Here is a 22,137-nt window from a genome sequence, read left to right on the forward strand (position 1 = left end):
GCCACGGCACCGGTGAGGTCGGAACCGGGCGCATGCCCGCGAAATGCGCGCCGAATTCCGCCACCGAATCGCCGATCAGCGCAGACCCGATGACTCAATGGGCCACAGCGCCGCTTCGCCGCCGTCAGCCCTGGTCGAACGCAGCGAGGAAGGTGGGAGCCAGCCGCGTCACCTCGGCTTGCTGTTTCGGCATGCTCATGTGGCTGTCGCTGGTGGTAACCGCGAGGACGCGGTCGCCGCGGGCGAGGACCAGGACGCAGCTGACCATGTGGGCCTCGGCGTACTGCCCGCAGAACCCGAGTTGCGGGTCGGCAGTGCCGGGAACCGAGAAGCGGGTCTTCACCGTGAGCTCGGAGCCCTCGGGCAGCCCCTTGCCGTGCGTGGAAAACCGGGTCACGATCGCCAGGTCGTGGTCCTCGGACACCGATTTTCCGCAGGCGAGCGCCTTGTCCAGGCCGGAGACGACCTGCTCGCCGGTGTAGCCCTGGTACTCGGCGAGCCGTTGCCGGATCGACAGCGTGTCCTTGAGGGAGTACGCCTGTGCGCCGTTCCGCGCGGCGGGATCCCAAGGCTGGTCGGAGCCGCAAGCCCGCACGATGTGCAGCGGAGTGTTCGGGCCGACGACGTACGGCAGACGAGCCCGGCCCCCGCTGAGACCGGCCTTCGTCAACTCGTCTTCGCTCGGCAGATACTTCGTGAGGTCTTTCGCGACCAGCGGTGTCGCGGAGACAGCGGAACTCGACGGCGGACCGGAACTCGGTGCCGGAGCAGGCGCGGGAACCCCGGCCGCACAGCCCGCTGCCAGCAGGACAAGACCGGTCACCGCAAGCGAAATGCGCATGATCCTCCCCATTTCGGGAGAAGATCGCCGGTACCGGGCCTCGCGTTACGACCCCGCCGATGTAGCGCCGTTTTCGCCACCGTCAGTGCTGGTCGAAAGCCGCGCGGCCCTACGAGCCCGCCCAGCCCCGCCACTTCCGCACCTCCGTCACGACCACCGCGTGCTCCGGCGGCCGCTTCGCGTACTGCGGGTACTTTTCCGCCAACCACCCGACATACGGCTCTCGCGCGGCATCCGCGGCCACCCGGGCCACTCCGTCCGCACGGGCCCACCACAATCGCGACCAGTCCTCGTCGTACTCGTCGACCAGGAACGACACCGCCGGGTTCTCCGCGATATTCGCCAGCCGCCGCAACGACGTCGTGGTTTTCGGTTTGTGGTCGACCGCGAAGACGACCGTGTCGTCGCGCACCGCGAACGTCACCGGCACCAGGTGCGGGGATCCGTGACTGTCCACTGTGGCGAGCCGGGCCACCCGCGCCGCGGCGAAGCGCGCCCGGGTTTCCACAGTGGACAGTCGCATGCGGGCTCAGTCCAGCGCGGGGGAGTCGAGGGTCAGCGTGGCCAGTTCGGTGTCCAGCGAGGCCGAAACCCCGAGCGGCAGCGTCGGCGAACCCGCCACGTGCCCGAAGCCGAACCCGCTCAGCACCGGAACCTCCAGCGGCGACAACCGTTCCGCCAGCAGTTCGCGGACCTCCGCCGGGTCGCCGCACGCGGCCCACGACCCCAGCACGATCCCGCGCACGCCGTCGAACCAGCCCGAACGCAGCAGCTGCGTCACCATCCGGTCGATCCGGTACGGGCTCTCGGTCACGTCCTCCAGCAGCACGATCCCGCCGCGCGCGGAACCCTGCTCGGCCGTGCCGATCCCGGAGGCGAGCAGCGACAGGTTCCCGCCCACCAGCACGCCCAGCGCGCGTCCGGGCACCATCACGTCCGGCTCCCGGGCCCGCAGCACCCGGGTGTGGTCCGGTTCGAACAACGTCCGCCGCAAGTGTTCCGCCGCGGCCTCGTCGAACAGCACGCTCGCCGGCATCGGCGAAAGCAGCGTCGCGAGATCCAGCCGCGTGTGCACGGCCCGGTGCAGCGCGGTCACGTCGCTCGACCCGGCCAGCACCTTGGGCCCGGCGGCCCGCAACGCCGCCCAGTCCACCAGATCGAGCATCCGCTGCGCGCCGTAGCCGCCGCGCGCCGCGAGCACGCACCGGACCTCCGGGTCCAGCCACGCCTCGGTGAACTCCGCCGCCCGCGCCTTGTCCGGCGCCGACAGGTAGGACCCGGCCGAAGCGCGCACCCCCGCGCCGATCCGCACCTTCACGCCCCAGTCGCGCAGCACCGGCAACGCGGCGTCGAGCAGATCCTGCGGCACCGGACCGGACGGCGCGACGAGCGCGACCGTGTCCCCGGCGGAAAGTCTGGCAGGCCTCATCGGGACAGCTCCAGCCGCGGCACGTCCGGCGTCTCGAAGCCGAACACCTGGCCGTAGAAGGAAAGTTCGGCCTCCAGCGCGGCGACGATCGTCTCCGCCTTCCGGAACCCGTGCTGCTCGCCCTCGAACCGCAGATACGCGTGCGGGATCCCGCTTCCGTCGATCTCGGCGACGAACCGGTCCGCCTGCTCCGGCGGGCAGATCTCGTCCTCCAGGCCCTGCAGGAACAGCACCGGACCGGCCAACGACCCGACGTGCGTCATCGGCGAGCGCTCCCGGTACCGCTCCGCGGCTTCCGGATACGGGCCGACCATGCTGACCAGGTACTGCGACTCGAAGTCGTGCGTCTCGCCGCCCTCTCCGGTCCAGCCGGTGAAGTCGAGGATCGGGAACTTCACCGTCGCCGCCGCGTACGTGCGGGTCATCGTGATCGACGCGGCCGAGGTGAAGCCGCCCGCGCTGCCGCCTCGGATGCCGAGCCGGGCGCGGTCGGCGATCCCTTCCGCGACCAGTGCTTCGGCGACCGCCGCGCAGTCGCGCACGTCCACCACGCCCCACTGCTCCCGCAGCCGTTCGCGGAACGCGCGTCCGTACCCGGTCGAGCCGCCGTAGTTGATCGCGACGACGCCGATGCCGCGGCTGGTGAAGTACGCGAAGTCCAGGTCGAGCGATTCGTCGCTGTGCCCGGTCGGCCCGCCGTGGACGTGCACCACGTACGGCGGCAGTTCGCCTTCCGGCGCGACGAAGTCCGGGTTGGCCGGCGGGAACACGTACGCCGGGATCTCCGCGCCGTCCGGCCCGGTGAACACGCGCTCCTGCGGGATCGGCAGGTACTCCGCGGGCGGAAGCGAGGCCGGCTGCGGAGTCAGGGCGCGCCACTTCCCGGTGTCCGGGTCCAGCACCACGACCGCGCTCTCGTGCCGGGGCCCGCCCGCGATCCCGGCGATCCCGTCCGCCGTCGGGACCAGCCCGCTCGCCGACCACACGGTCAGTTCGGTGTCGACGCGCGTGACGGAACCGTCGCTCTCGTCGAGAACCGCCAGCTTGCCGGAGTCGAGGACCGCGTGTTTCCCGCCGCCCAGCGGAGCAAACCAGCTCGTGCCGAGCTTCCACATCGGCCCGCCCAGCTCCCGCTCGACCGGCGCGAGATTGACGGCCGAACCGTCGAGCCCGACCCGGTGCAGGTTCCACCAGCCGTCCGGGTCGGCGAGCGCGAGCAGCCGGTCCGCGGTCTCCCACGCCACCTGGCACACCGCGACCTCCGGCCCGCCCGCGAGCACCCGCGCCTCCCCGAACGAGCCGTCGGCCGCCACCGGCGCGACGAACAGCTCGGTCCCGTCCCACGGCATCGCCGGGTGGTCCCAGGCGAGCCACGCGGCGTGCGCGCCGTCCGGCGACAGCTGCGGCGCGGTGAAGAACCGGTGCCCCTCGGCAAGCACTCGTTCGGCGGAGCCGTCCAGCGGGATCGCGACCAGCTCGCGGGAGATGTCCGTGCGCCGCGGCCCGGTGCTGCGCTCGCGCACCGCCCACACCTCGCCCTCGCGGCCGGGCCGGAGGTCGCCGTACCGGACACCTTGCGGCGTAGCCGGTTCCGGCGTCAAAGCGGTGACCTCGCCGTCCTTCAGGGCGTAGACCCGCTGGTCGGCCCAGTGCGTGAACACCACGACGCCGTCGACCGCCAGCCACGGCCGGCCGCCGTACTCGTGCACCCGGTTCCGGACGTTCCACGGCGCGGGCAGCACGTCCTCGACGCCGCCGTCGGGAAGCGCGCGCACGAGCGCGACCCGGCCGCCTTCGGCCGGCCGCGCCTCCGCCCACCAGAGCGCGCCGTCGACCGCGGCGAGCCATTGCGCGCCGCCGCCGGCAGCCGCGGCGTCGGCCGCGGTGACGGGAGAGGTCCAGGTTCCATGAGGAGAGATGCGAGGCACCCGGAAAGCGTAACGAGGATCCGCTGCGTGTCCGGATCCGCACGCACCGCGCAGGAAACGCGCGCGAACTCCCCTGTACCCGGGGCGGCGGATGCCGATCATGGCGCCGTGGCCTAGGGTCGAAGATGCTATGTCACGCGTAATCCACGTCTTCCGCAAGCCCGACCGGTTCGTGGCCGGCACGGTCGGCGAGCCCGGCGACCGCACCTTCTACCTCCAGGCGACGGAGGACGTGCGGACGATCAGCGTCACGATCGAAAAACAGCAGGTCGTCGTCCTCGCGGAGCGGCTCGGGTCGCTCCTGGAGGAGGTCGCCAGCCGGTTCGGGGCCGACGTGCCCGCCCACGCCCCCGACGACGAGGTCGACGTGGACCCGCTCACGGTGCCCGTCGAGGAGGAGTTCCGGGTCGGCACGATGGGGCTGGGCTGGGACGCCGACTCGGGCGCGGTCGTCGTGGAACTGCTCGCGATCACCGAGGGCGAAATCGACGAGACCGTCGTGCTCGACGACACCGAGGAGGGCCCGGACGCGGTCCGCGTGTTCCTCACCCCGGTCGCCGCCCGCGCCTTCGCCGAACGCGCCGACCGCGTCGTGAACGCCGGCCGCAAGCCGTGCCCGCTGTGCGGCGAACCGCTCGACCCGGCCGGGCACATCTGCCCGCGGCAGAACGGGTACCGGCGCGACGTCGACGTGACCGAGGACTGAGGGCGGCCGTGGCGAGCACCGCGCCAGGGCCGGCCGACCCCGCCGCCCGCGATTTCGTCTCCCGCGGCCGGCTCGACGTCGAGGGCAGGCTGGTCGACGCCTCCAACGTGACGCTGTTCTGCGCGATCGAACTCGACGGCGTCACCGGCCGCGTCGTGTACAAGCCGGTGTCGGGGGAGCGGCCGCTGTGGGACTTCCCGGACGGCACCCTCGCCGGCCGCGAGGTCGCGACCGCGATGATCTCCGACGCCTGCGGCCTCGGCGCGATCCCGCCGACCGTGCTGCGCGACGGCCCGTTCGGACCGGGCATGGTCCAGCTGTGGGTCGAGACCGACGAGGACGCCGAAGTGGTCGACGTCTGCGCGCCGGACGAGGTCCCCGAAGGCTGGCGCACCGTGCTGCACGCGCACGACCGGCTCGGCGAACCGGCGGTGCTCGTCCACGCCGACCACCCGGACCTGCGCGAACTGGCGGTCCTCGACATCGTGGTCAACAACACCGACCGCAAGGGCGGGCACCTGCTGGCCGGCGTCGACGGCCGCGTCTACGGCGTGGACCACGGCATCTGCCTGCACACCGACCCGAAGCTGCGCACCGTGCTGTGGGGCTGGATCGGCGAGGAACTGCCCGAGGAGGCGGTCGAGAAACTGCGGAAGCTCCGCGCGGACCTCGACGGCCGCCTCGGCGCGGAACTCGGCGAACACCTGACCGGCTTCGAGATCCGGGCGCTCTCGCAGCGCACCGACTATCTGCTCGCCGAGGCGGTGTTCCCCGAGCCCGGCGACGACTGGCGCGCGATCCCCTGGCCGCTGTTCTGATGGCGGAACCCATGGACAACGCTCTGATGGACCCGGCCGCCCGGGCCCGGCTCGTCGACCGCTTCGGCCCGGCGGCGCAGGCATGGTGCGACGCGCTGCCCGCGCTCGTCGACCGGCTCTGCCGCCAGTGGGGCCTCACCGTGTCCGAGGCCCGGTCCGGCAACACCGGCCGCACCCTGCTCTGCCGCGACGGCGACGGCGTGCTGAAGGTGCTCAAGCTCTGCCCGGACCGCGCGATCGCGACCGCGGAGGCCACCGCGCTCGGCTCCTGGGCCGGGCTCTCGCGCGTCGTGCAGATCCTCGACGCCGACCTCGACCACGGCGCCGTGCTGCTCGAAGGCCTCGAACCCGGCGACACGTTCACCGGACGCGGCGCCGACGTCCCCTGGAACCAGATCGGCGAACTGCTCGCCGAGGTGCACGGAGTCCCGGCCGCCGGACCGTTCCCGACGCAGCTCGAGCGCGTCCGGTTCATGTTCGGCCTCGCCGAGCAACGCCTCGCCGGGTCCCCGACCGAAGCGCACCTGCCGGTCGCCGCGCTGCGCACCGGACTGGCCCGGTCCGAGAAGCTGGCGGCCAGCGGCCCGATCGCGTTGGTGCACGGCGACCTGCACCCGGGCAACGTCCTCGACGCCGGACCGGAACGCGGCGCGGTCGCGATCGACCCCCGGCCGTGCGTCGGAGACCCGGCCTTCGACGCGGTCGACTGGGCAGTCCTGCCGATGGCCGCCGGCGCCGCCGTGGACGACGGCATCGCCAAACTGCCGCACCTCGACGGCGACCGGGTGCACGCCTGGTGCGTCGCGCTCGCGCCACTGGTCGCGATGGGCCCGCTCCGCCGCGGCGGCCCGACTCCGTTCACCGACGCGGTGCTGCGGATGGCCAGCTGAACCAGTCCGCGGTCAGGACCGGCCGTCGAGGACCCCAACGCCGCCAGCACGCGCCCCGGCAGGCGAGCCAGCCGTCCACGCGGATCCGCCCGTCCCGGCGTGGCGGCGGGACTGCCCGCCGCCACGCCGATAACGTGCCCGACCGTGCGCTATCACGACGTGCTCTCCGGCCCCCGCAAGCGGAAGATCCCAGAGGTCCCCGCCGAGCCCGGGCTCGTGGTCGAGGACCCGGCCAGCGGCTACTGCGGCGCGGTGGTGAAGATCGAACGCGAACTCGTCGTGCTCGAGGACGCCAAGGGCCGCCACCGGGTGTTCCCGCTCGCGCCCGCCGCGTTCCTGCTGGAAGGCAAGCCGGTCACGCTCGTGCCGGTCAAGAACGCCGCCGCCCCCGCGAGGCAGGTCTCGGCGTCCGGCTCGGTGCGCGTGCACGGGCTGCAGGCCCGGGTCGCGCGCGACTCCCGGATCTGGGTCGAGGGCAAGCACGACGCCGAACTGGTCGAACGCGTCTGGGGACACGACCTGCGCGTGGAGGGCGTCGTCGTGGAACCGCTCGACGGCGTCGACGTGCTGGCCGACCGGATCGCCGAGTTCGGAACCGGACCCGGCCGCCGCCTCGGCGTGCTCGTCGACCACCTCGTCGAAGGCAGCAAGGAATCCCGCCTGGTCGGGCAGATCCGCGACGAGCACGTGCTGGTCACCGGCCACCCGTACGTCGACGTCTGGCAGGCGGTGAAACCGGCGTCGGTCGGCATCCGCGCCTGGCCGGAGATCCCGCGCGGCGTCGAGTGGAAGACCGGCATCTGCGACGCGCTCGGCTGGGGCGAACCGTACGAGGGGTGGCAGCGCGTGCTCGCCGGGGTGCGCAGCTTCCGCGATCTCGAAACGCCGCTGATCGGCGCGGTCGAACGGCTCATCGACTTCGTGACGGAACCGGGTGACGACGCTCCGTAGTGCCCGTTTTGCCGGAAAAATCCAAGGTCACGCGTCGGTCACGTCGAGTAGTTTGCCCGGTGCGAACCACCGCGATCTGAGAGCATGAGGGCATGGCAGCGGCTCTGATCTGGCTGATCGTCGGCATCGTCCTGATGATCGCGGAGGTGATCTCCGGGGACTTCGTGCTGATCATGCTCGGGATCGGCGCGCTGCTCGGAGCCGGCTCGGAAGCGCTGACCGGCAACATCTATCTCGACGTCGCGGTGTTCGCGGTCAGCTCGGTCGGGCTGCTCGCCCTGGCCCGCCCGGCGCTCAAACGCCGCTTCCTGGCCGGATCGGGCGTCCCCACCGGCGTCGACGCGCTGGTCGGAGCCCGGGCCGTCGTGGTGTCCACTGTGGACTACGATGCCGGCCAGGTCAAAATCGGCGGCGAGGTGTGGTCGGCGCGCGCCGTGCACGAATCCCAGCCGCCGATCGCCCCGGGCACCAGCGTCACGGTCGTCGAGATCTCCGGCGCCACGGCCGTGGTGGACATCGTCTCGTGAGGCGCCGTCCGAGGAAAAACGGTACTAGGTAAGGGGAAACGCTCTTGTCGACAATAGCGATCGTCGTGGTCGCGCTGCTGGCTCTGTTCGTCATCATCACCGTGGTCAAGGCGATCATGGTGGTGCCACAGGCCCAGTCGGCGGTGATCGAGCGGCTCGGCCGGTTCCGCACGGTCGCTTCGCCCGGCCTGACCTTCCTCGTCCCGTTCCTGGACAAGGTGCGCGCGCGGATCGACCTGCGCGAGCAGGTCGTCTCGTTCCCGCCGCAGCCGGTGATCACCGAGGACAACCTGACGGTGAACATCGACACCGTCGTGTACTTCCAGGTCACCGACTCGCGCGCCGCGGTGTACGAGATCTCCAACTACATCATCGGCGTCGAGCAGCTCACCACCACCACGCTCCGCAACGTGGTCGGCGGCATGAGCCTGGAAGAGACGCTGACCTCCCGCGACGCCATCAACAGCCAGCTGCGCGGCGTGCTCGACGAGGCCACCGGCCGGTGGGGCATCCGCGTCGCCCGCGTCGAGCTGAAGGCGATCGAGCCGCCGCCCTCCATTCAGGACTCGATGGAGAAGCAGATGCGCGCCGACCGGGAGAAGCGCGCGATGATCCTCACCGCGGAAGGCCAGCGGGAATCGTCGATCAAGACGGCCGAAGGCCAGAAGCAGAGCCAGATCCTGGCCGCGGAAGGCCAGAAGCAGGCCGCGATCCTCGCCGCCGAGGCGGAACGGCAGTCGCGGATCCTGCGCGCACAGGGTGAACGGGCCGCCCGCTACCTGCAGGCGCAGGGCCAGGCGAAGGCGATCGAGAAGGTGTTCGCGGCGATCAAGGCCGGCCGCCCGACGCCGGAAGTCCTCGCCTACCAGTACCTGCAGACCCTGCCGCAGATGGCGCAGGGCGACGCGAACAAGGTCTGGATGATCCCGAGCGACTACGGCAAGGCCCTCGAAGGCTTCGCCCGCGCGCTCGGCGCTCCCGGCGACGACGGCGTGTTCCGGTACGAGCCGCCGAAGGACGACACCCCGGCCAAGCCCGACCTCGAGGACGAAGAGGTCGCCAGCTGGTTCGACACCAGCAGCGACCCGAAGGTCGCCGAAGCGGTGGCCGCGGCGGAAGCCGTGGCGCGCAAGGAGGTCGAGGGACCGCTCGGAGCTTCGACCGGCGAGTCCCGCCGGGCGATCGGCGGGGCGACGGCGAAACCGGAGACCCCCGAGCCGGTGCGGGAAGAAGAGCCGCCCGCGCCGCCGGAACGGCCGCAGCCCAGCACGCCGCCGCCTGCCCAGCAGCAGTCGTTGCCGCAGCCGCAGCCCCCGGCCGGGCCGCCGCAGGGCGGGCCGTACCAGGGACCGCCGCCGCAGCAGTTCGGCGGCCCGCAGGGACCCGGACCGGGAAGCGGTCCGTTCCCGCAGCAGGGCCCGTTCGGCGGACCGCAGGGCGGACCTCCGCCGCAGCGCTGATCGCTTCACACCACGGGGCTGCTACGCCGGTTTTCGGCGTAGCAGCCCCGTTTTCGTGCGGTCAGCGGGCGTACACGCCGACGTCGTCGATGTTGGCCTTCGAACGGTCAGGCAGCGCGAGCACGCACAGCACGGTCACCACGACCGAAGCGACGATGTAGATCGAGATCGAATACGGCGTGCCGGTGGTGTGCAGCAACCAGGTCGCCAGCAGGGGAGCGGGACCGCCGGCGAAGACCGACGCCAGCTGGTAGCCCAAGCCCGCGCCGCCGTAGCGCAGATGCGTCGGGAAACTCTCGCCGATCAGCGCCGCCTGCGGGCCGTACTGCATCGAGTGCGCGACGAGCGAGACGATGATCGCCAGGAAGATCATCGCGTGGCCGCTGTGGGTCAGCACGGTGAAGTACGGGAACGCGAGCACCCCGGTCAGCACCGCGCCGGTCAGATACACCTGCTTGCGCCCGATGCGGTCGGAGAACTGGGAGAACAGCGGGATCAGCAGCAGTTCCGCAGCGGCGCCGACCAGAACCGCGTTGAGCACGAACGTTTTGCTGAACCCCGGCCGCTGCACGACGTACACGAGGACGTAGCTGGTGAACAGGTAGAACGGCATTTGCTCGCTGAAGCGCAACCCGGCCGACAGCAGGATTTCCCGCCAGTGGCGCCGCACGACGTCCTTCACCGGCGCCTTCGAGGTTCGCTTGGCCGCGACCGCCGCGGCGAACATCGGCGTTTCCAGGATCCGCAGCCGGATCACCAGACCGATCGCCACGAGAACCAGGCTCAGCAGGAACGGGATCCGCCAGCCCCACGAGGAGAACGCGTCCGGCGACAGCGTCGCGGACAGCAGCGTCATCCCGCCGGTGCCGAGCACGAGCCCGACCGGTACGCCGACCTGCGCGAAACTCGCCAGCAGCCCGCGCCGTCGCTGGTCGCCCCATTCCATCGCGAGCAGCACCGATCCGCTCCACTCGCCGCCGATCGCGATGCCCTGCACCAAGCGCAGCAGCACTAGGATCAGCGGGGCGGCGATGCCGATTGTCGCCGCCCCGGGCAGCAGGCCGACGACCGCCGAGGACAGGCCCATCAGCAGCAGCGTCACGATGAGCGTCGCCTTGCGGCCGAGACGGTCGCCCCAATGACCGAAGATCGCCGCGCCGATCGGGCGGGCCGCGAAGCCGACCGCGTAGGTGGCGAACGACTGCATAACCCCGGCGTAGGAGGACGAGGCGGGGAAGAACAGATGGGGAAAGACCAGCGCCGCGGCGGTGTTGTAAAGGAAGAAGTCGTACCACTCGATGGTGGTTCCGATCGAACCGGCCAGAGCCGCCCGGCGTACCTGCACCCGGCGGTCGCCGGAGGACGCCTGAACTGACTGGGTGACTTCGTTGTCGCCTAGAGTCATGGTCGTGCACCTCTCGTGACGGTCGTCACACTACAGTGTGAACGACCAGCACAAGTTTGACGATTCCGGACGCTTGCTCCGGACGGGTTGTTTCCGACCTTCCGCCGCACCGCACGGACCTGGATCGGGCGCCGCGCGGCCAGGACGCGCGACTACCATCGCAACGGTGACGGAGGACAAACCGCTGCGCGCCGACGCGCGGCGAAACCGCGCGAAAGTGCTCGAAGCCGCCGAGACGGTCTTCGCGGCGAAGGGCACCGGCGCGCCGACCGAGGAGGTCGCGCGCGAGGCCGGTGTGGGCATCGGCACGGTATTCCGGCACTTCCCCACGAAAGAAGCGCTCCTGGAGGCCGTCCTTTACGCGCGCCTGCACCGGTTCGTCGACGAGGCGGACGCTGTCGTCGCGCAGAACGCCGAAGACGCCGGAGCCGCCTTCTTCACCTTCCTCACCAGCTGGATCGAGATGTCCAGCGCCAAGAACGCCTACTTCGAAGCGCTCACCGCGGCCGGCGTGTGCGTCCCCAGCACGGGTTCGGTGATCGGGGAGCGGCTCCGCGAATCCCTCGGCGTGCTGCTGCGCCGCGCCCAGGACAGCGGCGCGGTGCGGCGCGACCTCACCACGACCGAGCTGATCCCGGTGATCATCGGCACCGCGAAAGCGGCCGAGCACGTCGGATCCGACCGGGAGCTGCGCGATCGCACGATCGCGATCCTGTTCGACGGCCTCCGCGCCTGAGCCGGCGCCGCCGGGCCTAAACTGAAGCAATGACCAACCGCTTAGTCTGTATTGGCGATTCGTTCACCGAAGGCGTCGGGGACGACGATCCGTCCGCGCGCAACGGGGTGCGCGGGTGGGCCGACCGGGTCGCCGAGGTGCTGGCCGCGGGGGAGCCGGGGTTCCGGTACGCCAATCTGGCGGTGCGCGGCAAGCTGCTGCCGCAGGTGCTGAACGAACAGGTCGAACCGGCGCTGGCGATGAAACCGGATCTGGTCACGGTCTACGCGGGTGGCAACGACCTCATGCGGCCGCGGGTCGACATCGACGGCCTCGCCGACTCCTACGAGCGCGCGGTGGCCCGGTTCCGCGCGGCCGGGGCGCAGGTGCTGCTGTTCACCGGCGTCGACGGGGTGGAGGACGCGCTGTTCCGGCAGATCCGCGGCCGGGTCGCGATCTACAACGAGCACGTGCGCGGAATCGCGGCCCGGCACGAGACGCTGCTGGTGGACATGTGGTCGATGCGTCAGCTGCGCGACCGGCGCATGTGGTCCGCGGACCGGCTGCACCTCAATGCCGCCGGGCACACCGAAATCGCCATCGCCGTCCTCGACGTGCTGGGCGTGCAGCACGGCGTGGCGCACGCCGCGCTGGGTCCGCGCCCTCGCATGTCCGCGCGGGAACAGCGCGCCGCGAATCTCCGCTGGGGCCGGGAACACGCTCTGCCGTGGATCGGCCGCCGCCTGCGCGGCGAATCGTCCGGCGACACGATCGCGCCGAAGTACCCCGAGCTGCATTCGTTCGGGGAAGCCGCGCACGCGATCGAGTGACCGGCTAGCCCGCGAGCTGCCGCGCGCGATGGTCGGCGACGTTGACCCGCGTGCCGCAGCGGGTGGAGCAGAACCGCCGCCGTCCGTTGCGCGACGTGTCCACGAACGCGACGCCGCACCCTTCGCGCGCACAGACGCCGAGGCGGTGCGGCTCCTCGCACACCAGATGCGCGAGCCCGCCCGCGGTGTAGGCGTAGAACCGCTCGACGACGCCCGCGCCTTCGCTGGAGTAATGCAGATGCGGCGCTTTCCCGTCGTGGCTGGCGATGTTCGGCCGGCACGCGGCGACGGCCAGCAGCTCGTTCAGGAGAGCGATCCGTTCGGCGGTCGTCTCCGCGACGAACACCTCGTGCAGCCGCCGCCCCCAGGCGAGAACCCGCGCCGCCTCGTCCGCGGTGATGCGCGGCAGCACCATGTCCCGGGCCTGCCCCGCGGCCCGCACCTCGGCGGCCGTGACGCCGTCGCGCTGGGAGAGACTCGCCAGGTCGGCGGCTACTTGCGCGCCCGCGCCGCCGTAAGGGTTGAAGTGCACTCGCCCATTACAGCACGATCCGGCTTCCCGGGAAAGGCCGCCCGGAAATACTCTCCTGGAAAATAAGATTGACGCGCCGCTTCTTCGTGGGTGAAGATGATTCCACCACAGCGGATGAAGGAGCGGTCATGACGACCATGCGGAAGCGGGAGATGCGAGGCCGCTATCCGGCCGCGTTCCGCGCTGTGCAGTGTTCGCCGCTTCGCCAGTGCACACCGGCCACAACGGCGGGATCCTGGGCGGTGTCCGCTCCCTGACCTGACGCAGCAGTCGCTGCGCGCACCGGGGAGCCGCCCGTCGGGAAACCGATCCGGGCGGCTTCTTTCGTCCGGGCTTCCGAATTCCATTGATTCCCGCCGCGGTTGTTTTTCGCGCCGGTATTTTCCTGCTGCCCATTTCCCGATGGGCGCGGTTCTTTGACAACTGCACAGCGGAGCAAGACATTTCCGAAATGCTCGTCCCCGTCGCCTCACCCGCGGCCAGGACGAGCACCGGGTCCGGCAGGCGCGAGCCGCCGGACCCGCATGGTGAAGACGGGGCGGCGGCAGCCCCACCCGGCCGTAACCCGGGCGCCCGCGAGGGCATTGAGGGTTCGACTCCCTCCTTCACCACTGCGCCCGCGGACGGGCGCGCCATGCGGTCGTGGTGAACTCGGCGGACACGTCGGTCTTCCAAACCGAAGAAGAGGGTTCGATGCCCTCCGGCCGTTCGCGGTCCGGCGCCCGTTCGCGGCTTCGGACGCACACCCCGGTAGCTCAGCGGGACAGAGCGCCGCACTACGAATGCGGAAGTCCCAGGTTCGAATCCTGGTCGGGGTACGGGCCCGGCGCCGAGGGGGCGCCGGGCTTTTCCCGCGCACGACGCGGACTGCCGTCGTGCGCCGCCGGTGCCCCGCCTGGTTCGGGACAGGAGACACCGCGTTCGACCCGCGGGCATCCGACGCTCCTCGCGCGTTCGCGGCTGGGGCAGCCCGGCGGCATCGCGGACTCGGGATCCGCGGGCCCAGGCTCGAATCCTGGACCGGGGGCCGATGCCCGTTCGTCCAACTGGCAGGACGCCGCGCTCTGGACGCGGAAACCGAGGTTCGAACCCTCGACGGGCAGCCACCCCGCCGCGGGCCGTTAGCTCAATCGCGCAGAGCAGCCGGCTTTTACCCGGCGGGTTCAGGGTTCGAGTCCCTGGCGGCCCACTTCCGCCCCCGTGGTCCAACGGACACGACGCCGGCGTCCGAAGCCGGGAACGCAGGTTCGACTCCTGCCGGGGGCACGACGGCTTCCGTCCGCTTCGGACGGTGTCCCCGCGCGCGGTTCGGCAACCAGCGGAGCCTCATAAGCCCCGCCAACGTGGCTCGACACCACGGCGCGCGACCGGCCCGCTGCACGACGGTCGTGGCACGGCCCGCAAAGCCGTGGACTTCCGGGTTCGACTCCCGGGCGGGTCTCGGACGCCCCGCTGTGCGGCAATCCGTAAGGGTTGAACTGCACTGAACCATTACCGCACGATGGCGGTCATGGAAGAAAACCGTTGCCCCCGTTGTGGCTGGCCCCTGGCCGAACTGCCCGCCTCCGCCATCGTCCCCGCGTCGGCGGACAGCCGGGCCGACTACGTGCGGTGCGTGTGCGGCAGCTGGATCGCCCGGCTCGCCGGGGTCGTCGTGGGGTCCACCCGGCCGCGCTGACTACCAGTGGTCCGGGCGGGTCAGCCGCGGCGGCAGTGTGGTCGCCGCGTCGCCGCGGGCTGCGTTGACCTGGGACTGGGTGAGGAAAATGCTGTCGGTGAAGTCGGCGCCGCGGACGTCGGCATCGCGCAGGTCCGCGCCGATCAGGTCAGCGCGGGGCAGGTTCGCGTCCCGCAGGTTGGCGGCGATCAGGTAGGCGCCGCGGAAGTTCGTGCCGCGCAGGTCCGCTCCGGCCAGTTTCGCGCCGATCAGATCGGCCCCGCGCCGGTCCTTCTTGCGTCCGACCGCGGCTCGGACCAGTTCGCTGGTGCGCGCCAGCAGCGGGTTCACCTGCGCTCGACGCGCGTCGACGTCGATGGCCAGCACTGCGTCCGCGTCTTCGCCGGTGACCCGCTCGAGGTCGGCGATCTCGGCGTCCAGGTCGGCGTGGATCTCGCGGGTCACGGCCAGCGAGCGCGCTTCGGTGAGGTACCAGAGCAGTTCGTGCAGGTGCCGCATCACCGGGAGCGCGGCGAACATCCGGTCGCGCGTTTCCGGCGCCTCGCGCCAGCTCCGGCCGCCGAACGTCACCTGGGACACCTGCTGTCCGGCCCCGAAGCAGTCGTACCCGGTGCAGCCCGCGAATCCCTTGGGGCGCAGCCGATCGTGGATGCCGCAGCGATAATCGGACCGCAGGTTCGGGCACGGGTCGCCCGCCCGCTTGTCGATGGCGAAATCGGCGGACTTGGTGAAGGTGAGCGCGACGCAGCAGAGCGCGAAACAACTCGTGCAGTCGGCGGTCAGGGTACGGCGGTCGGGCAAGGTCTCTCCAGCGCAGGCGGGCGAACCCGTCCAGGGTAGTCGCCGCTCACCTGCCCGCGACGACCACGACGCGTCGGCGGCGTGAGCGCATCGCGAGCGCCGCGAGCACGAACACCTGGAGTTCCGGCTCGACGCCGGGCAGGTCGGCGGACTCCGCGGTGACCGTGCCGAGAGTGTTGCCGGCCTCGTCGACCTGATCGTGGTCGCGGCGGCCGGTCCGTCGGAAGCGCAGCACCGAACCGGCGGTCTCTACGCTCCACGAGCGCGTACCCGGTCGGTGCGCGCTCGCGAGCACCGACCCGTCGGCGGTCAGCAGCCGGTAGGTGCGCAGCCGGCGGCGGATCAGGTAGCTGCCGCCGTCCAGCCGGAACTGCCCTCCGGACCGGCCTTCGATGACGGTGAGCGGGCGGCCGTCGCTGGTGATCTCGTACTTGGTCCGACCGGATTTCTTCAGGCGCAACATGCGGCTACTTCAGCATCGCCCCGCCGGAACCGCCCGTGCCGTTTGTCATGGGTGATCGTCGGCGCGGCGGTCGTACCATGATCGACGTGCGCGAACCAGATCCGGACCGGTTCTCGGCCCGTCAGTGGCCGGACTGGAGCTTCTGGACGGAAGGACCCGACCCGCGCCGCGGCCGCGTCCGGTCCGTCGTGGTCAACGGCGTGCTGATGGGCTTCCTGGCGGCCTGGGTCGTCGCGATCGCGGACAGCCAATTCGGGCCGGTGCGCACCAGGCTCGTGTTCGCCGTCCTCGCCTGCTACGCCGTCGCGTACCTGCTGGTGCTGTGGTTCGGCCCGCTCGCCCTGCGGCGGCGGCGGATCGCGATGGTGGCCGTGATGTTCGCGCTCGGCGCCACGCCCGCGCTGATCCTGGGCTCCCCGGCGTACCTGACCGGCCTCACCTACGCGATCGCGACCGGACTCATGCTGTTGCCGCTGCGGTTTTCGCTGCTGCTCGGCACCGGGGCGGCTCTCGCGCAGATCGCGTGGATGCTCGTCCAGAACGGCGTCGTGGCCTGGGGCCAGGTCCTCACGCTCGTCGCCGTCACCGCGATCCTCGGCATCGTCTACGCCTTGACGTTCACCATCGGCCACCTCCGGGCGGCTCGCGAGCAGATCCGGCGGATGGCCGTCGACCAGGAACGGCAGCGCGTCGCCCGGGACCTGCACGACGTCCTCGGACACAGCCTCTCCACGATGACACTGAAACTCGGCCTGACGCGGCGGATCCTGGAAACGTCGGACGACACCGCCGCGGCGCTGGCCGAGATCCGGGACCTGGACGACCTCTGCCGGGAAGCCCTTTCCGACGTCCGCGCCACCGTGTCCGACTACCGGGCGGTGTCGCTCGCGACCGAAGTCGCCGGCGCCCGGATGGCGTTGCGCGCCGCTGGAGTCCACGCCGAACTGCCCGCCGAGGCCGATGCCGCCGCCCCTGAACTGCAGGGCGTTTTCGGTTATGTAGTAAGGGAAGCCGTGACCAACGTGCTCCGTCATTCCGACGCGCAGCGCTGCACCGTCCGCATCGGTCGCGACTGGCTGGAGGTCGCCGACGACGGGACCGTCCCCGCCGAGGTCGTGCCCGGACACGGCCTCACCGGCCTCGCCGAGCGGATGGCCGCGGTGTCCGGCTCGCTCGAACACGGCCGCGGCCCGCACGGCGGTTTCCGGGTGCTGGCGCGCGGACCGGCGACGGGAGGCACCGCATGATCCGGGTCCTGGTGGCCGACGACCAGGCGCTCGTGCGCGGCGCGCTGGCTTCCTTGCTGCGGATGGAATCGGACCTGGAGGTGGTCGCCGAGGTCGGGTCCGGGCCCGATGTCCTGCCCGCCGCGCAACGGACCTCGCCGGACATCGCGCTCGTCGACGTCCAGATGCCTGGCCGCGACGGGCTCGCCGTGACCGCTGAACTGCGGCACGCCCTTCCGGAGTGCCGCGTGCTGATCTGCACCACCTTCAGCCGCCCCGGCTACCTCTCGCGCGCGATGTCCGCGGGCGCGGCCGGGTTCGTGGTGAAGGACTCGCGCCCGGAACAGCTGATCAACGCGATCCGGCGGGTCCACGCCGGCCTGCGGTTCGTGGACCCGGCGCTCGCTGCCGAGTCCCTGGCCGGCGGCGCGAGCCCGCTCACCGACCGCGAGGCGGACGTCCTGCGCGCCGCCGCGGAAGGCGGCACGGTCGCGGACCTGGCGCAGGCGCTGGGCCTGTCGGCCGGGACAGTGCGCAACCACCTGTCCTCGGCCATCGGGAAGACCCAGGCCCGCACGCGCGCGGAGGCGGTGCGGGTCGCCGAGACGAGCGGGTGGCTGTAGCACGCACGATGCTCGCGACCTGCCGCGCGGGACCTCGGCGATGACCTGCCGTGCCAGCGCGGGGGCGTTCTGCAGCCCCGGCAGCGATCGGGCGACGCTCCTGGGGACATCCCCAGCACGGTGACCCAGTCGGGGCCGCCCCCGAATGCGGCGACAGTTGATGGTCGCCACGACGACTCCCGCCTCGGCCTGCGCTGCGGGTCATACATCGGGTCGCTTGAGGCCGCCGAGAGGTAGCGCCCACCGGATCCACACCAACACTGGCAGTCCCGCCGCGCGGGGATCCGCAGTGCCGACGATGACCACAAGCCATGCGGCACCCTGCGGTGGCACCGTCGATCGGCATCGACGGCGACGCGACGAGCGGACGGTCGGTGCGTACAGCGGAGGCGCGCCTAGGCGGGCCGAGAATGGCACCGCGAGGTCCGTCAGCCGGGAAGATCCGGTGACTTCGGGTCCTCAACCACAACCCTCTCGTGGTCGGTGGCTGCTGCGTCTCCCGGCTGCTCCGTTTCCTCGGCCTCGCGGAGCCGATGCAGTTCGTCCAGTTCCGCCTGCTGCGCACTGACCCGGGCGCGCAGTTCTCCCAGTTCAGCGTGCAGCGGGGCCAGCGTTTCGGCGTATGCCTTGGTCGCCTGGCTCAGCTGCGCCGCGGACTCGGCGACCCGTTGATCGGCTGCCGACTGAACACCGCGCACCCGTTCGTCCGCCTCCGCCGCTTGCTCGCGCAGCCGCTGTTCCAGCTCCCGCATCCGGCTCTCGTGCTCAGCCATCAGGGATGCCCGGAGCTGCTGCTGCGCTTCCGCCGCGTCGCGCCGGGCCTGTTCCAGATCCTCGACCGCCGTCGCGCGCAACGCCGAGATCTCCCGCTGCAACGCCGTGACCCGGTCGTGTGCGGCTGCTGCCTGCTCGAGCGCGCGCTGCCGGTTGTTCTCGGCTTCGTCCCGGACGGCCAGCGCGGATTCCTGCGCTTTCCTGGCCGCAGCAGCGTTGGCGAGGGCCACGTCGCGCTCCGCTCGGTCCACTTCGGACTGTTTCTTGGCTGCCGTCTCAGCCTCGCGCGCCTCCTCCGCGGCGGCTATCGCATGCGCGCGCTCCGCGTTCGCCACCCGGGCCTGCTCCAACGCCTCGTCGCGGGCAGCCTCGGCCTCTTCCCGTGCTTTGAGCGCCGCCGCGGTCTGGTCGGTGACGTGCGTGCGCAGCGCGGACAGCTCCGCGTGCAGCGGGTCCAACGCCGACAGCGCCGAGCCGAGCTGCTTGTCGAGCGCCTGGGTGTCGAGCTGGGTCATCGGCTGGTCCGGGCCGTAGACGGTCACCCAGATCTCGCGTTGCTCGTCGAGCATCGCGCACGTGATGACCTTCGCGCCCCATTTGCCGTAGCGCTCCGGGTCGGCGGGGCAGTAGGGCGTCGGCCGCCCGCCTTGGCGGGGGATAGGCGGCAGCGGTTCGCCGCAGTACGCACACCCCGCCTCCTCCCCGGCGGCCAACGCGCGCACCGTCGCTTCCCGGCGTTCCTCCCGGCTTCCGCGCCGGATCGGCGGCCCCACCGTCTCCATCACTGCCCCTTTCCGCAGGTGGAGCCAATCCTACAGTTAGGGTTTCGATACTAAAACAGGAGGTATCAGATAACTAACTAGAACAGGCAAGGCGCGGTGCTGGTACACGACTATATGGATAACTGAGATTATTCATATAGTTGCGGCAGGAGGGCGTCCCCCGCGGGAGAGGGGGATGAACTGGGGCCCGGAATCCGGCGCGGGGAGGCCCACGGGCGTCATGACGCGCCCCGCGAGCGCACCGGAATCGCCTCCACCGACTTTCGGGCCTACAAGCCGCGTGTCGGGACGCTTACCGTGGGTGTGGTCTAGACCTCTCGGAAGAGGAGCCCGCGATGAAGCTTCCCGCTCCGCCGTCAAAGTCGCGACCCTGACCGCCGTGCTCGGCGCGGCCTCGGTCTTCACCGCCGTCCCCGCGCTGGCGCACGGCTCGATGGGCAACCCGATCAGCCGGATCATGCAGTGTTTCCGGGAAGGGCCGGAAAACCCGCAGTCCGCCGCGTGCAAGGCCGCGGTCGCGGTGGGCGACAGCTGGCCGCCCTACGACTGGGACGAGGTCAACATCGCCGACGCCAGCGGCCGCAGCCGCGAGATCATCCCGGACGGCAAGCTGTGCAGCGCCGGCCGGGACAAGTACAAGGGGCTCGACCTGGCCCGCGACGACTGGCCGGCGACCACGCTGCCGAGCAGCGGCCTGTACACCTTCCAGTACCAGCTGACCGCGGCGCACGAGGGCACCTTCGAGCTCTACGTGACCAAGCCGGGCTACGACCCCACGAAGCCGCTCAAGTGGTCCGACCTGGAAGACACCCCGTTCTACCGGCAGGACAACCCGCCGATCGCCGGCAACGCCTACCAGCTCCAGGCGAACCTGCCCGGCGGGCGGACCGGCAGGCACCTGATCTACTCGATCTGGCAACGCCACTGGCCCGATTCCGGCGAGGCGTTCTACTCCTGCTCGGACGTGATCTTCCGCTGAACACGGTCGCCCGGCAACGCCAGGGCGCCGCGCTTCACTTCTCCGCGGACTCCCGATCGGCGCGTTCCTGCTCCCGCGCCCAGACGCTCGCCCATTCGTCGAGCGGCCGGAGGGCATCGCGGAGCGCGGTTCCCAGCGGCGTCAGCTCGTAGCCTTCGGCCGAGGAGGCGATGATCCCGCTGGAGGCGAGGTCGCGGAGCCGCTGGTAGAGGACGCTGGACGACATCCCTTCGCAGCGGGCCAGCAGTGCCCGGGCGCCGAGCGGGCCCGCGCGCAGTTCCCAGAGGATGCGCAGCGCCCATCGGCGGCCGAACAGGTCCATCGCGGCCATGAGGGGACGGCCGGTCGTCGATCCGCGGACCGGGGTTCCGGGGCGAGGCGTCGGCATGACCCTCCTTGCGTTTCGTTATTCGAAACACTAACATCCGCTCGGCGTTTCTGATTTCGAAACAGGCCGATGGGGAAGCGCCGCCGTCGAGTTCGTCCCCGCCCGACCCGCGAGGCAGCTTCACTCGACCCGACACTGGAGGTGCCATGCCCAAGGGCTACTGGGTCAGCGTCTACCGCCGGATTTCGGACCGGGAGAAACTGGCCGCCTACGACAAGCTCGCTCGCGTCGCCGTCCAGGCCGGGGGCGGGCGGGTCCTTGTCCGCAGCGGCCGGGTGGCGGCGCACGACGCCGGAATCGCCGAGCGCACCATCCTGATCGAGTTCGACAGCTTCGAGCAGGCCGTCGCGACGCGCGAGAGCGCGGCCTATCAGGAAGCGCTGGCCGTCCTGTCCGACGCCGTCGAGCGCGACTTCCGCATCGTCGAGGGCGTCGACTGACCGATGTCCTGGCCGGAGGTAACAGTGGTCGACGCGTGCGTGCGGCGCGCCGGCGGGGGCGGCAGCCCCGCGGCGGTCACTGACGACGACCCGGCGGCGACAGATGCGGACCGGCGTGCGGTCGCCGCTGCGGCCGGTGCCTCGCACGCGGCGTTTCTCGGGTCGGGGCGGACACCGGACGGTGGCCTGCCGGTCCGGTTCTTCACCGCCGCGGCGGAACTCTCCGGCTGCGGCCACGGCACGGTTGCCGCTCAGGCTGTCCGGTTGACGCGCAGCGGGCTGAACGAGCTGAACGACCGCCAACATACCGGCGGGCGCACGTTCGACACGGTCGCGATCCGCCGTCCCGCCGGCATCGAGGTGTGGTTCGACCAGGGCTTGGTCGCGCTGCGGCACCCGCAACCGGACGAGCGCGCCGCGATCGTCGCCGCGCTCGGGTTCACCGCGGACGATCCGCATCCGACCGACACGGCCCGGATCGCCACACCCGTTGCGCCACGCATGCTGGTGCCGGTGCGCGACCGGTTCGCGCTGCGCCGAGTCCGCCCGCATTTCGGCAGGCTGGCCGCGGCGTGCCAGCAATACGGGCTGCTCGGCTGTTTCGTGTACGTGCCGCCCGTGGGCGACCGGCCGGGCGCGGCGCGGATGTTCGCGCCGGCGATCGGTGTCGACGAGGACGTCGCCAACGCCAACAGCACCGGCTGCCTGGCCGCGCACCTGCTCGACACCGCAGGAGCGGAGACGGTCGCGATCGAGGTGGAGCAGGGCGACAGCCTCGGCCGACCGGCCAGCGTGCTCGCGTCGGCTCGTCGCGGCCCGGCGGGCATCACGACCCGGGTCGGTGGGCTGGCCGTGGTCCGCGACAGCTCCTGAGGCGACAGCCGGAACACCTGCGGCGCAGAGGATCCACCCGGGAACCAGCGGCTCGCCCCGGATTCCGGGTGGCGCGAC

At 71.4% G+C, this 22,137-nt stretch carries 24 protein-coding genes and 6 tRNA genes; 20 read left to right on the top strand and 10 right to left on the bottom strand.

Going from position 1 to position 22,137, the window contains the following annotated elements; genetic code table 11:
* Positions 1 to 124: 124 nt before the first annotated feature.
* The 4 genes from L942_RS12955 to L942_RS12970 all read right to left on the bottom strand — a co-directional run bounded on the left by L942_RS12955 (position 125) and on the right by L942_RS12970 (position 4,198).
* Complete coding sequence (locus L942_RS12955; RefSeq protein ID WP_037359497.1) at positions 125 to 841, bottom strand: hypothetical protein; 717 nt, start codon at positions 839 to 841, stop codon at positions 125 to 127.
* 109 nt (positions 842 to 950) lie between these two features.
* The gene (locus tag L942_RS12960; protein WP_037359499.1) at positions 951 to 1,364 is read right to left on the bottom strand and encodes a TIGR03668 family PPOX class F420-dependent oxidoreductase; all 414 of its coding nucleotides are present in this window, start codon (positions 1,362 to 1,364) and stop codon (positions 951 to 953) included.
* A 6-nt stretch (positions 1,365 to 1,370) separates the two neighbouring features.
* Complete coding sequence (locus L942_RS12965) at positions 1,371 to 2,270, bottom strand: S66 peptidase family protein (RefSeq protein ID WP_037359501.1); 900 nt, start codon at positions 2,268 to 2,270, stop codon at positions 1,371 to 1,373.
* Positions 2,267 to 4,198 (bottom strand): S9 family peptidase, encoded by a 1,932-nt coding sequence (locus L942_RS12970; protein ID WP_037359503.1) that lies wholly within the window; start codon positions 4,196 to 4,198, stop codon positions 2,267 to 2,269. The genes L942_RS12965 and L942_RS12970 overlap by 4 nt, the downstream gene beginning before the upstream one ends.
* A gap of 130 nt (positions 4,199 to 4,328) precedes the next feature.
* On the opposite strand from L942_RS12970, the gene L942_RS12975 reads away from it, so the two are divergent.
* From L942_RS12975 to L942_RS13000, 6 genes are all read left to right on the top strand, one after another.
* Positions 4,329 to 4,904, top strand: a complete 576-nt coding sequence (locus tag L942_RS12975) for a DUF3090 domain-containing protein (RefSeq protein WP_037359506.1) — start codon at positions 4,329 to 4,331, stop codon at positions 4,902 to 4,904.
* A gap of 8 nt (positions 4,905 to 4,912) precedes the next feature.
* Positions 4,913 to 5,722, top strand: coding sequence for an SCO1664 family protein (locus L942_RS12980; RefSeq protein ID WP_037359508.1), 810 nt, complete (start codon positions 4,913 to 4,915; stop codon positions 5,720 to 5,722).
* A gap of 11 nt (positions 5,723 to 5,733) precedes the next feature.
* Complete coding sequence (locus L942_RS12985; protein ID WP_037359511.1) at positions 5,734 to 6,612, top strand: phosphotransferase; 879 nt, start codon at positions 5,734 to 5,736, stop codon at positions 6,610 to 6,612.
* A 144-nt stretch (positions 6,613 to 6,756) separates the two neighbouring features.
* The gene (locus L942_RS12990) at positions 6,757 to 7,563 is read left to right on the top strand and encodes a DUF3097 domain-containing protein (RefSeq protein WP_037359674.1); all 807 of its coding nucleotides are present in this window, start codon (positions 6,757 to 6,759) and stop codon (positions 7,561 to 7,563) included.
* Between the two features lie 92 nt (positions 7,564 to 7,655).
* Positions 7,656 to 8,090, top strand: coding sequence for an NfeD family protein (locus tag L942_RS12995; protein WP_037359514.1), 435 nt, complete (start codon positions 7,656 to 7,658; stop codon positions 8,088 to 8,090).
* A gap of 116 nt (positions 8,091 to 8,206) precedes the next feature.
* Complete coding sequence (locus tag L942_RS13000) at positions 8,207 to 9,550, top strand: SPFH domain-containing protein (protein ID WP_440201316.1); 1,344 nt, start codon at positions 8,207 to 8,209, stop codon at positions 9,548 to 9,550.
* A gap of 61 nt (positions 9,551 to 9,611) precedes the next feature.
* Here L942_RS13000 and L942_RS13005 read toward each other — a convergent pair whose 3' ends face one another.
* Entirely contained in the window at positions 9,612 to 10,955 is a 1,344-nt protein-coding gene (locus L942_RS13005) for an MFS transporter (RefSeq protein ID WP_037359519.1), read from the bottom strand.
* Positions 10,956 to 11,121: 166 nt separating this feature from the next.
* Between L942_RS13005 and L942_RS13010 the strand changes: the two genes are divergently transcribed.
* Entirely contained in the window at positions 11,122 to 11,691 is a 570-nt protein-coding gene (locus L942_RS13010; RefSeq protein WP_037359522.1) for a TetR/AcrR family transcriptional regulator, read from the top strand.
* Between the two features lie 29 nt (positions 11,692 to 11,720).
* Positions 11,721 to 12,500 carry an SGNH/GDSL hydrolase family protein gene (locus L942_RS13015; RefSeq protein WP_037359525.1) on the top strand — a complete coding sequence of 260 codons (780 nt, stop codon included), beginning with the start codon at positions 11,721 to 11,723 and terminating at the stop codon, positions 12,498 to 12,500.
* A 4-nt stretch (positions 12,501 to 12,504) separates the two neighbouring features.
* Here L942_RS13015 and L942_RS13020 read toward each other — a convergent pair whose 3' ends face one another.
* Positions 12,505 to 13,032 (bottom strand): CGNR zinc finger domain-containing protein, encoded by a 528-nt coding sequence (locus tag L942_RS13020; protein WP_037359528.1) that lies wholly within the window; start codon positions 13,030 to 13,032, stop codon positions 12,505 to 12,507.
* Positions 13,033 to 13,558: 526 nt separating this feature from the next.
* Between L942_RS13020 and L942_RS44250 the strand changes: the two genes are divergently transcribed.
* The 7 genes from L942_RS44250 (at position 13,559) to L942_RS44880 (ending at position 14,710) form a co-directional block, all read left to right on the top strand.
* Positions 13,559 to 13,643: transfer RNA gene (locus L942_RS44250), tRNA-Tyr, on the top strand.
* Positions 13,644 to 13,668: 25 nt separating this feature from the next.
* A tRNA-Gly gene (locus tag L942_RS13025) sits at positions 13,669 to 13,741 on the top strand.
* A 35-nt stretch (positions 13,742 to 13,776) separates the two neighbouring features.
* Positions 13,777 to 13,850 (top strand) — tRNA-Arg (locus tag L942_RS13030).
* A 213-nt stretch (positions 13,851 to 14,063) separates the two neighbouring features.
* Positions 14,064 to 14,138: transfer RNA gene (locus tag L942_RS13040), tRNA-Gln, on the top strand.
* A 9-nt stretch (positions 14,139 to 14,147) separates the two neighbouring features.
* Positions 14,148 to 14,221, top strand: a tRNA-Lys gene (locus L942_RS13045).
* Between the two features lie 5 nt (positions 14,222 to 14,226).
* A tRNA-Arg gene (locus tag L942_RS13050) sits at positions 14,227 to 14,298 on the top strand.
* A 244-nt stretch (positions 14,299 to 14,542) separates the two neighbouring features.
* Positions 14,543 to 14,710 carry a hypothetical protein gene (locus tag L942_RS44880; protein WP_200862798.1) on the top strand — a complete coding sequence of 56 codons (168 nt, stop codon included), beginning with the start codon at positions 14,543 to 14,545 and terminating at the stop codon, positions 14,708 to 14,710.
* Here the strand turns inward: L942_RS44880 and L942_RS13055 are convergent, their stop codons facing one another.
* A complete protein-coding gene (locus L942_RS13055; RefSeq protein ID WP_037359531.1) occupies positions 14,711 to 15,511 on the bottom strand; it encodes a pentapeptide repeat-containing protein in 801 nt (266 codons plus the stop codon). It abuts the gene before it with no gap.
* Positions 15,512 to 15,557: 46 nt separating this feature from the next.
* On the bottom strand, positions 15,558 to 15,974 hold the full coding sequence (locus tag L942_RS13060; RefSeq protein ID WP_037359534.1) for a hypothetical protein: 417 nt from the start codon (positions 15,972 to 15,974) through the stop codon (positions 15,558 to 15,560).
* 86 nt (positions 15,975 to 16,060) lie between these two features.
* On the opposite strand from L942_RS13060, the gene L942_RS13065 reads away from it, so the two are divergent.
* Together L942_RS13065 and L942_RS13070 are read left to right on the top strand one after the other, a co-directional pair.
* Positions 16,061 to 17,221, top strand: coding sequence for a sensor histidine kinase (locus tag L942_RS13065; RefSeq protein ID WP_200862799.1), 1,161 nt, complete (start codon positions 16,061 to 16,063; stop codon positions 17,219 to 17,221).
* A complete protein-coding gene (locus tag L942_RS13070; RefSeq protein WP_037359538.1) occupies positions 17,218 to 17,823 on the top strand; it encodes a response regulator transcription factor in 606 nt (201 codons plus the stop codon). The genes L942_RS13065 and L942_RS13070 overlap by 4 nt, the downstream gene beginning before the upstream one ends.
* A 428-nt stretch (positions 17,824 to 18,251) precedes the next feature.
* On the opposite strand, the gene L942_RS13075 is transcribed toward L942_RS13070, so the two are convergent.
* The gene (locus L942_RS13075; protein WP_037359541.1) at positions 18,252 to 19,379 is read right to left on the bottom strand and encodes a hypothetical protein; all 1,128 of its coding nucleotides are present in this window, start codon (positions 19,377 to 19,379) and stop codon (positions 18,252 to 18,254) included.
* A 379-nt stretch (positions 19,380 to 19,758) separates the two neighbouring features.
* Here L942_RS13075 and L942_RS13080 point away from each other — a divergent pair, with 379 nt between their 5' ends.
* A complete protein-coding gene (locus L942_RS13080; RefSeq protein WP_235079067.1) occupies positions 19,759 to 20,358 on the top strand; it encodes a lytic polysaccharide monooxygenase auxiliary activity family 9 protein in 600 nt (199 codons plus the stop codon).
* Positions 20,359 to 20,392: 34 nt separating this feature from the next.
* Here the strand turns inward: L942_RS13080 and L942_RS13085 are convergent, their stop codons facing one another.
* Positions 20,393 to 20,746: a winged helix-turn-helix transcriptional regulator gene (locus L942_RS13085; RefSeq protein WP_037359545.1), complete on the bottom strand. Its 354-nt coding sequence runs from the start codon at positions 20,744 to 20,746 to the stop codon at positions 20,393 to 20,395.
* 146 nt (positions 20,747 to 20,892) lie between these two features.
* On the opposite strand from L942_RS13085, the gene L942_RS13090 reads away from it, so the two are divergent.
* Together L942_RS13090 and L942_RS13095 are read left to right on the top strand one after the other, a co-directional pair.
* A complete protein-coding gene (locus L942_RS13090; protein WP_037359548.1) occupies positions 20,893 to 21,186 on the top strand; it encodes a DUF1330 domain-containing protein in 294 nt (97 codons plus the stop codon).
* Between the two features lie 3 nt (positions 21,187 to 21,189).
* A complete protein-coding gene (locus L942_RS13095) occupies positions 21,190 to 22,059 on the top strand; it encodes a PhzF family phenazine biosynthesis protein (RefSeq protein WP_037359551.1) in 870 nt (289 codons plus the stop codon).
* Positions 22,060 to 22,137 lie beyond the last annotated feature (78 nt).

The organism is Amycolatopsis orientalis DSM 43388, assembly GCF_000411975.1.
Lineage (GTDB): Bacteria > Actinomycetota > Actinomycetes > Mycobacteriales > Pseudonocardiaceae > Amycolatopsis > Amycolatopsis orientalis_D.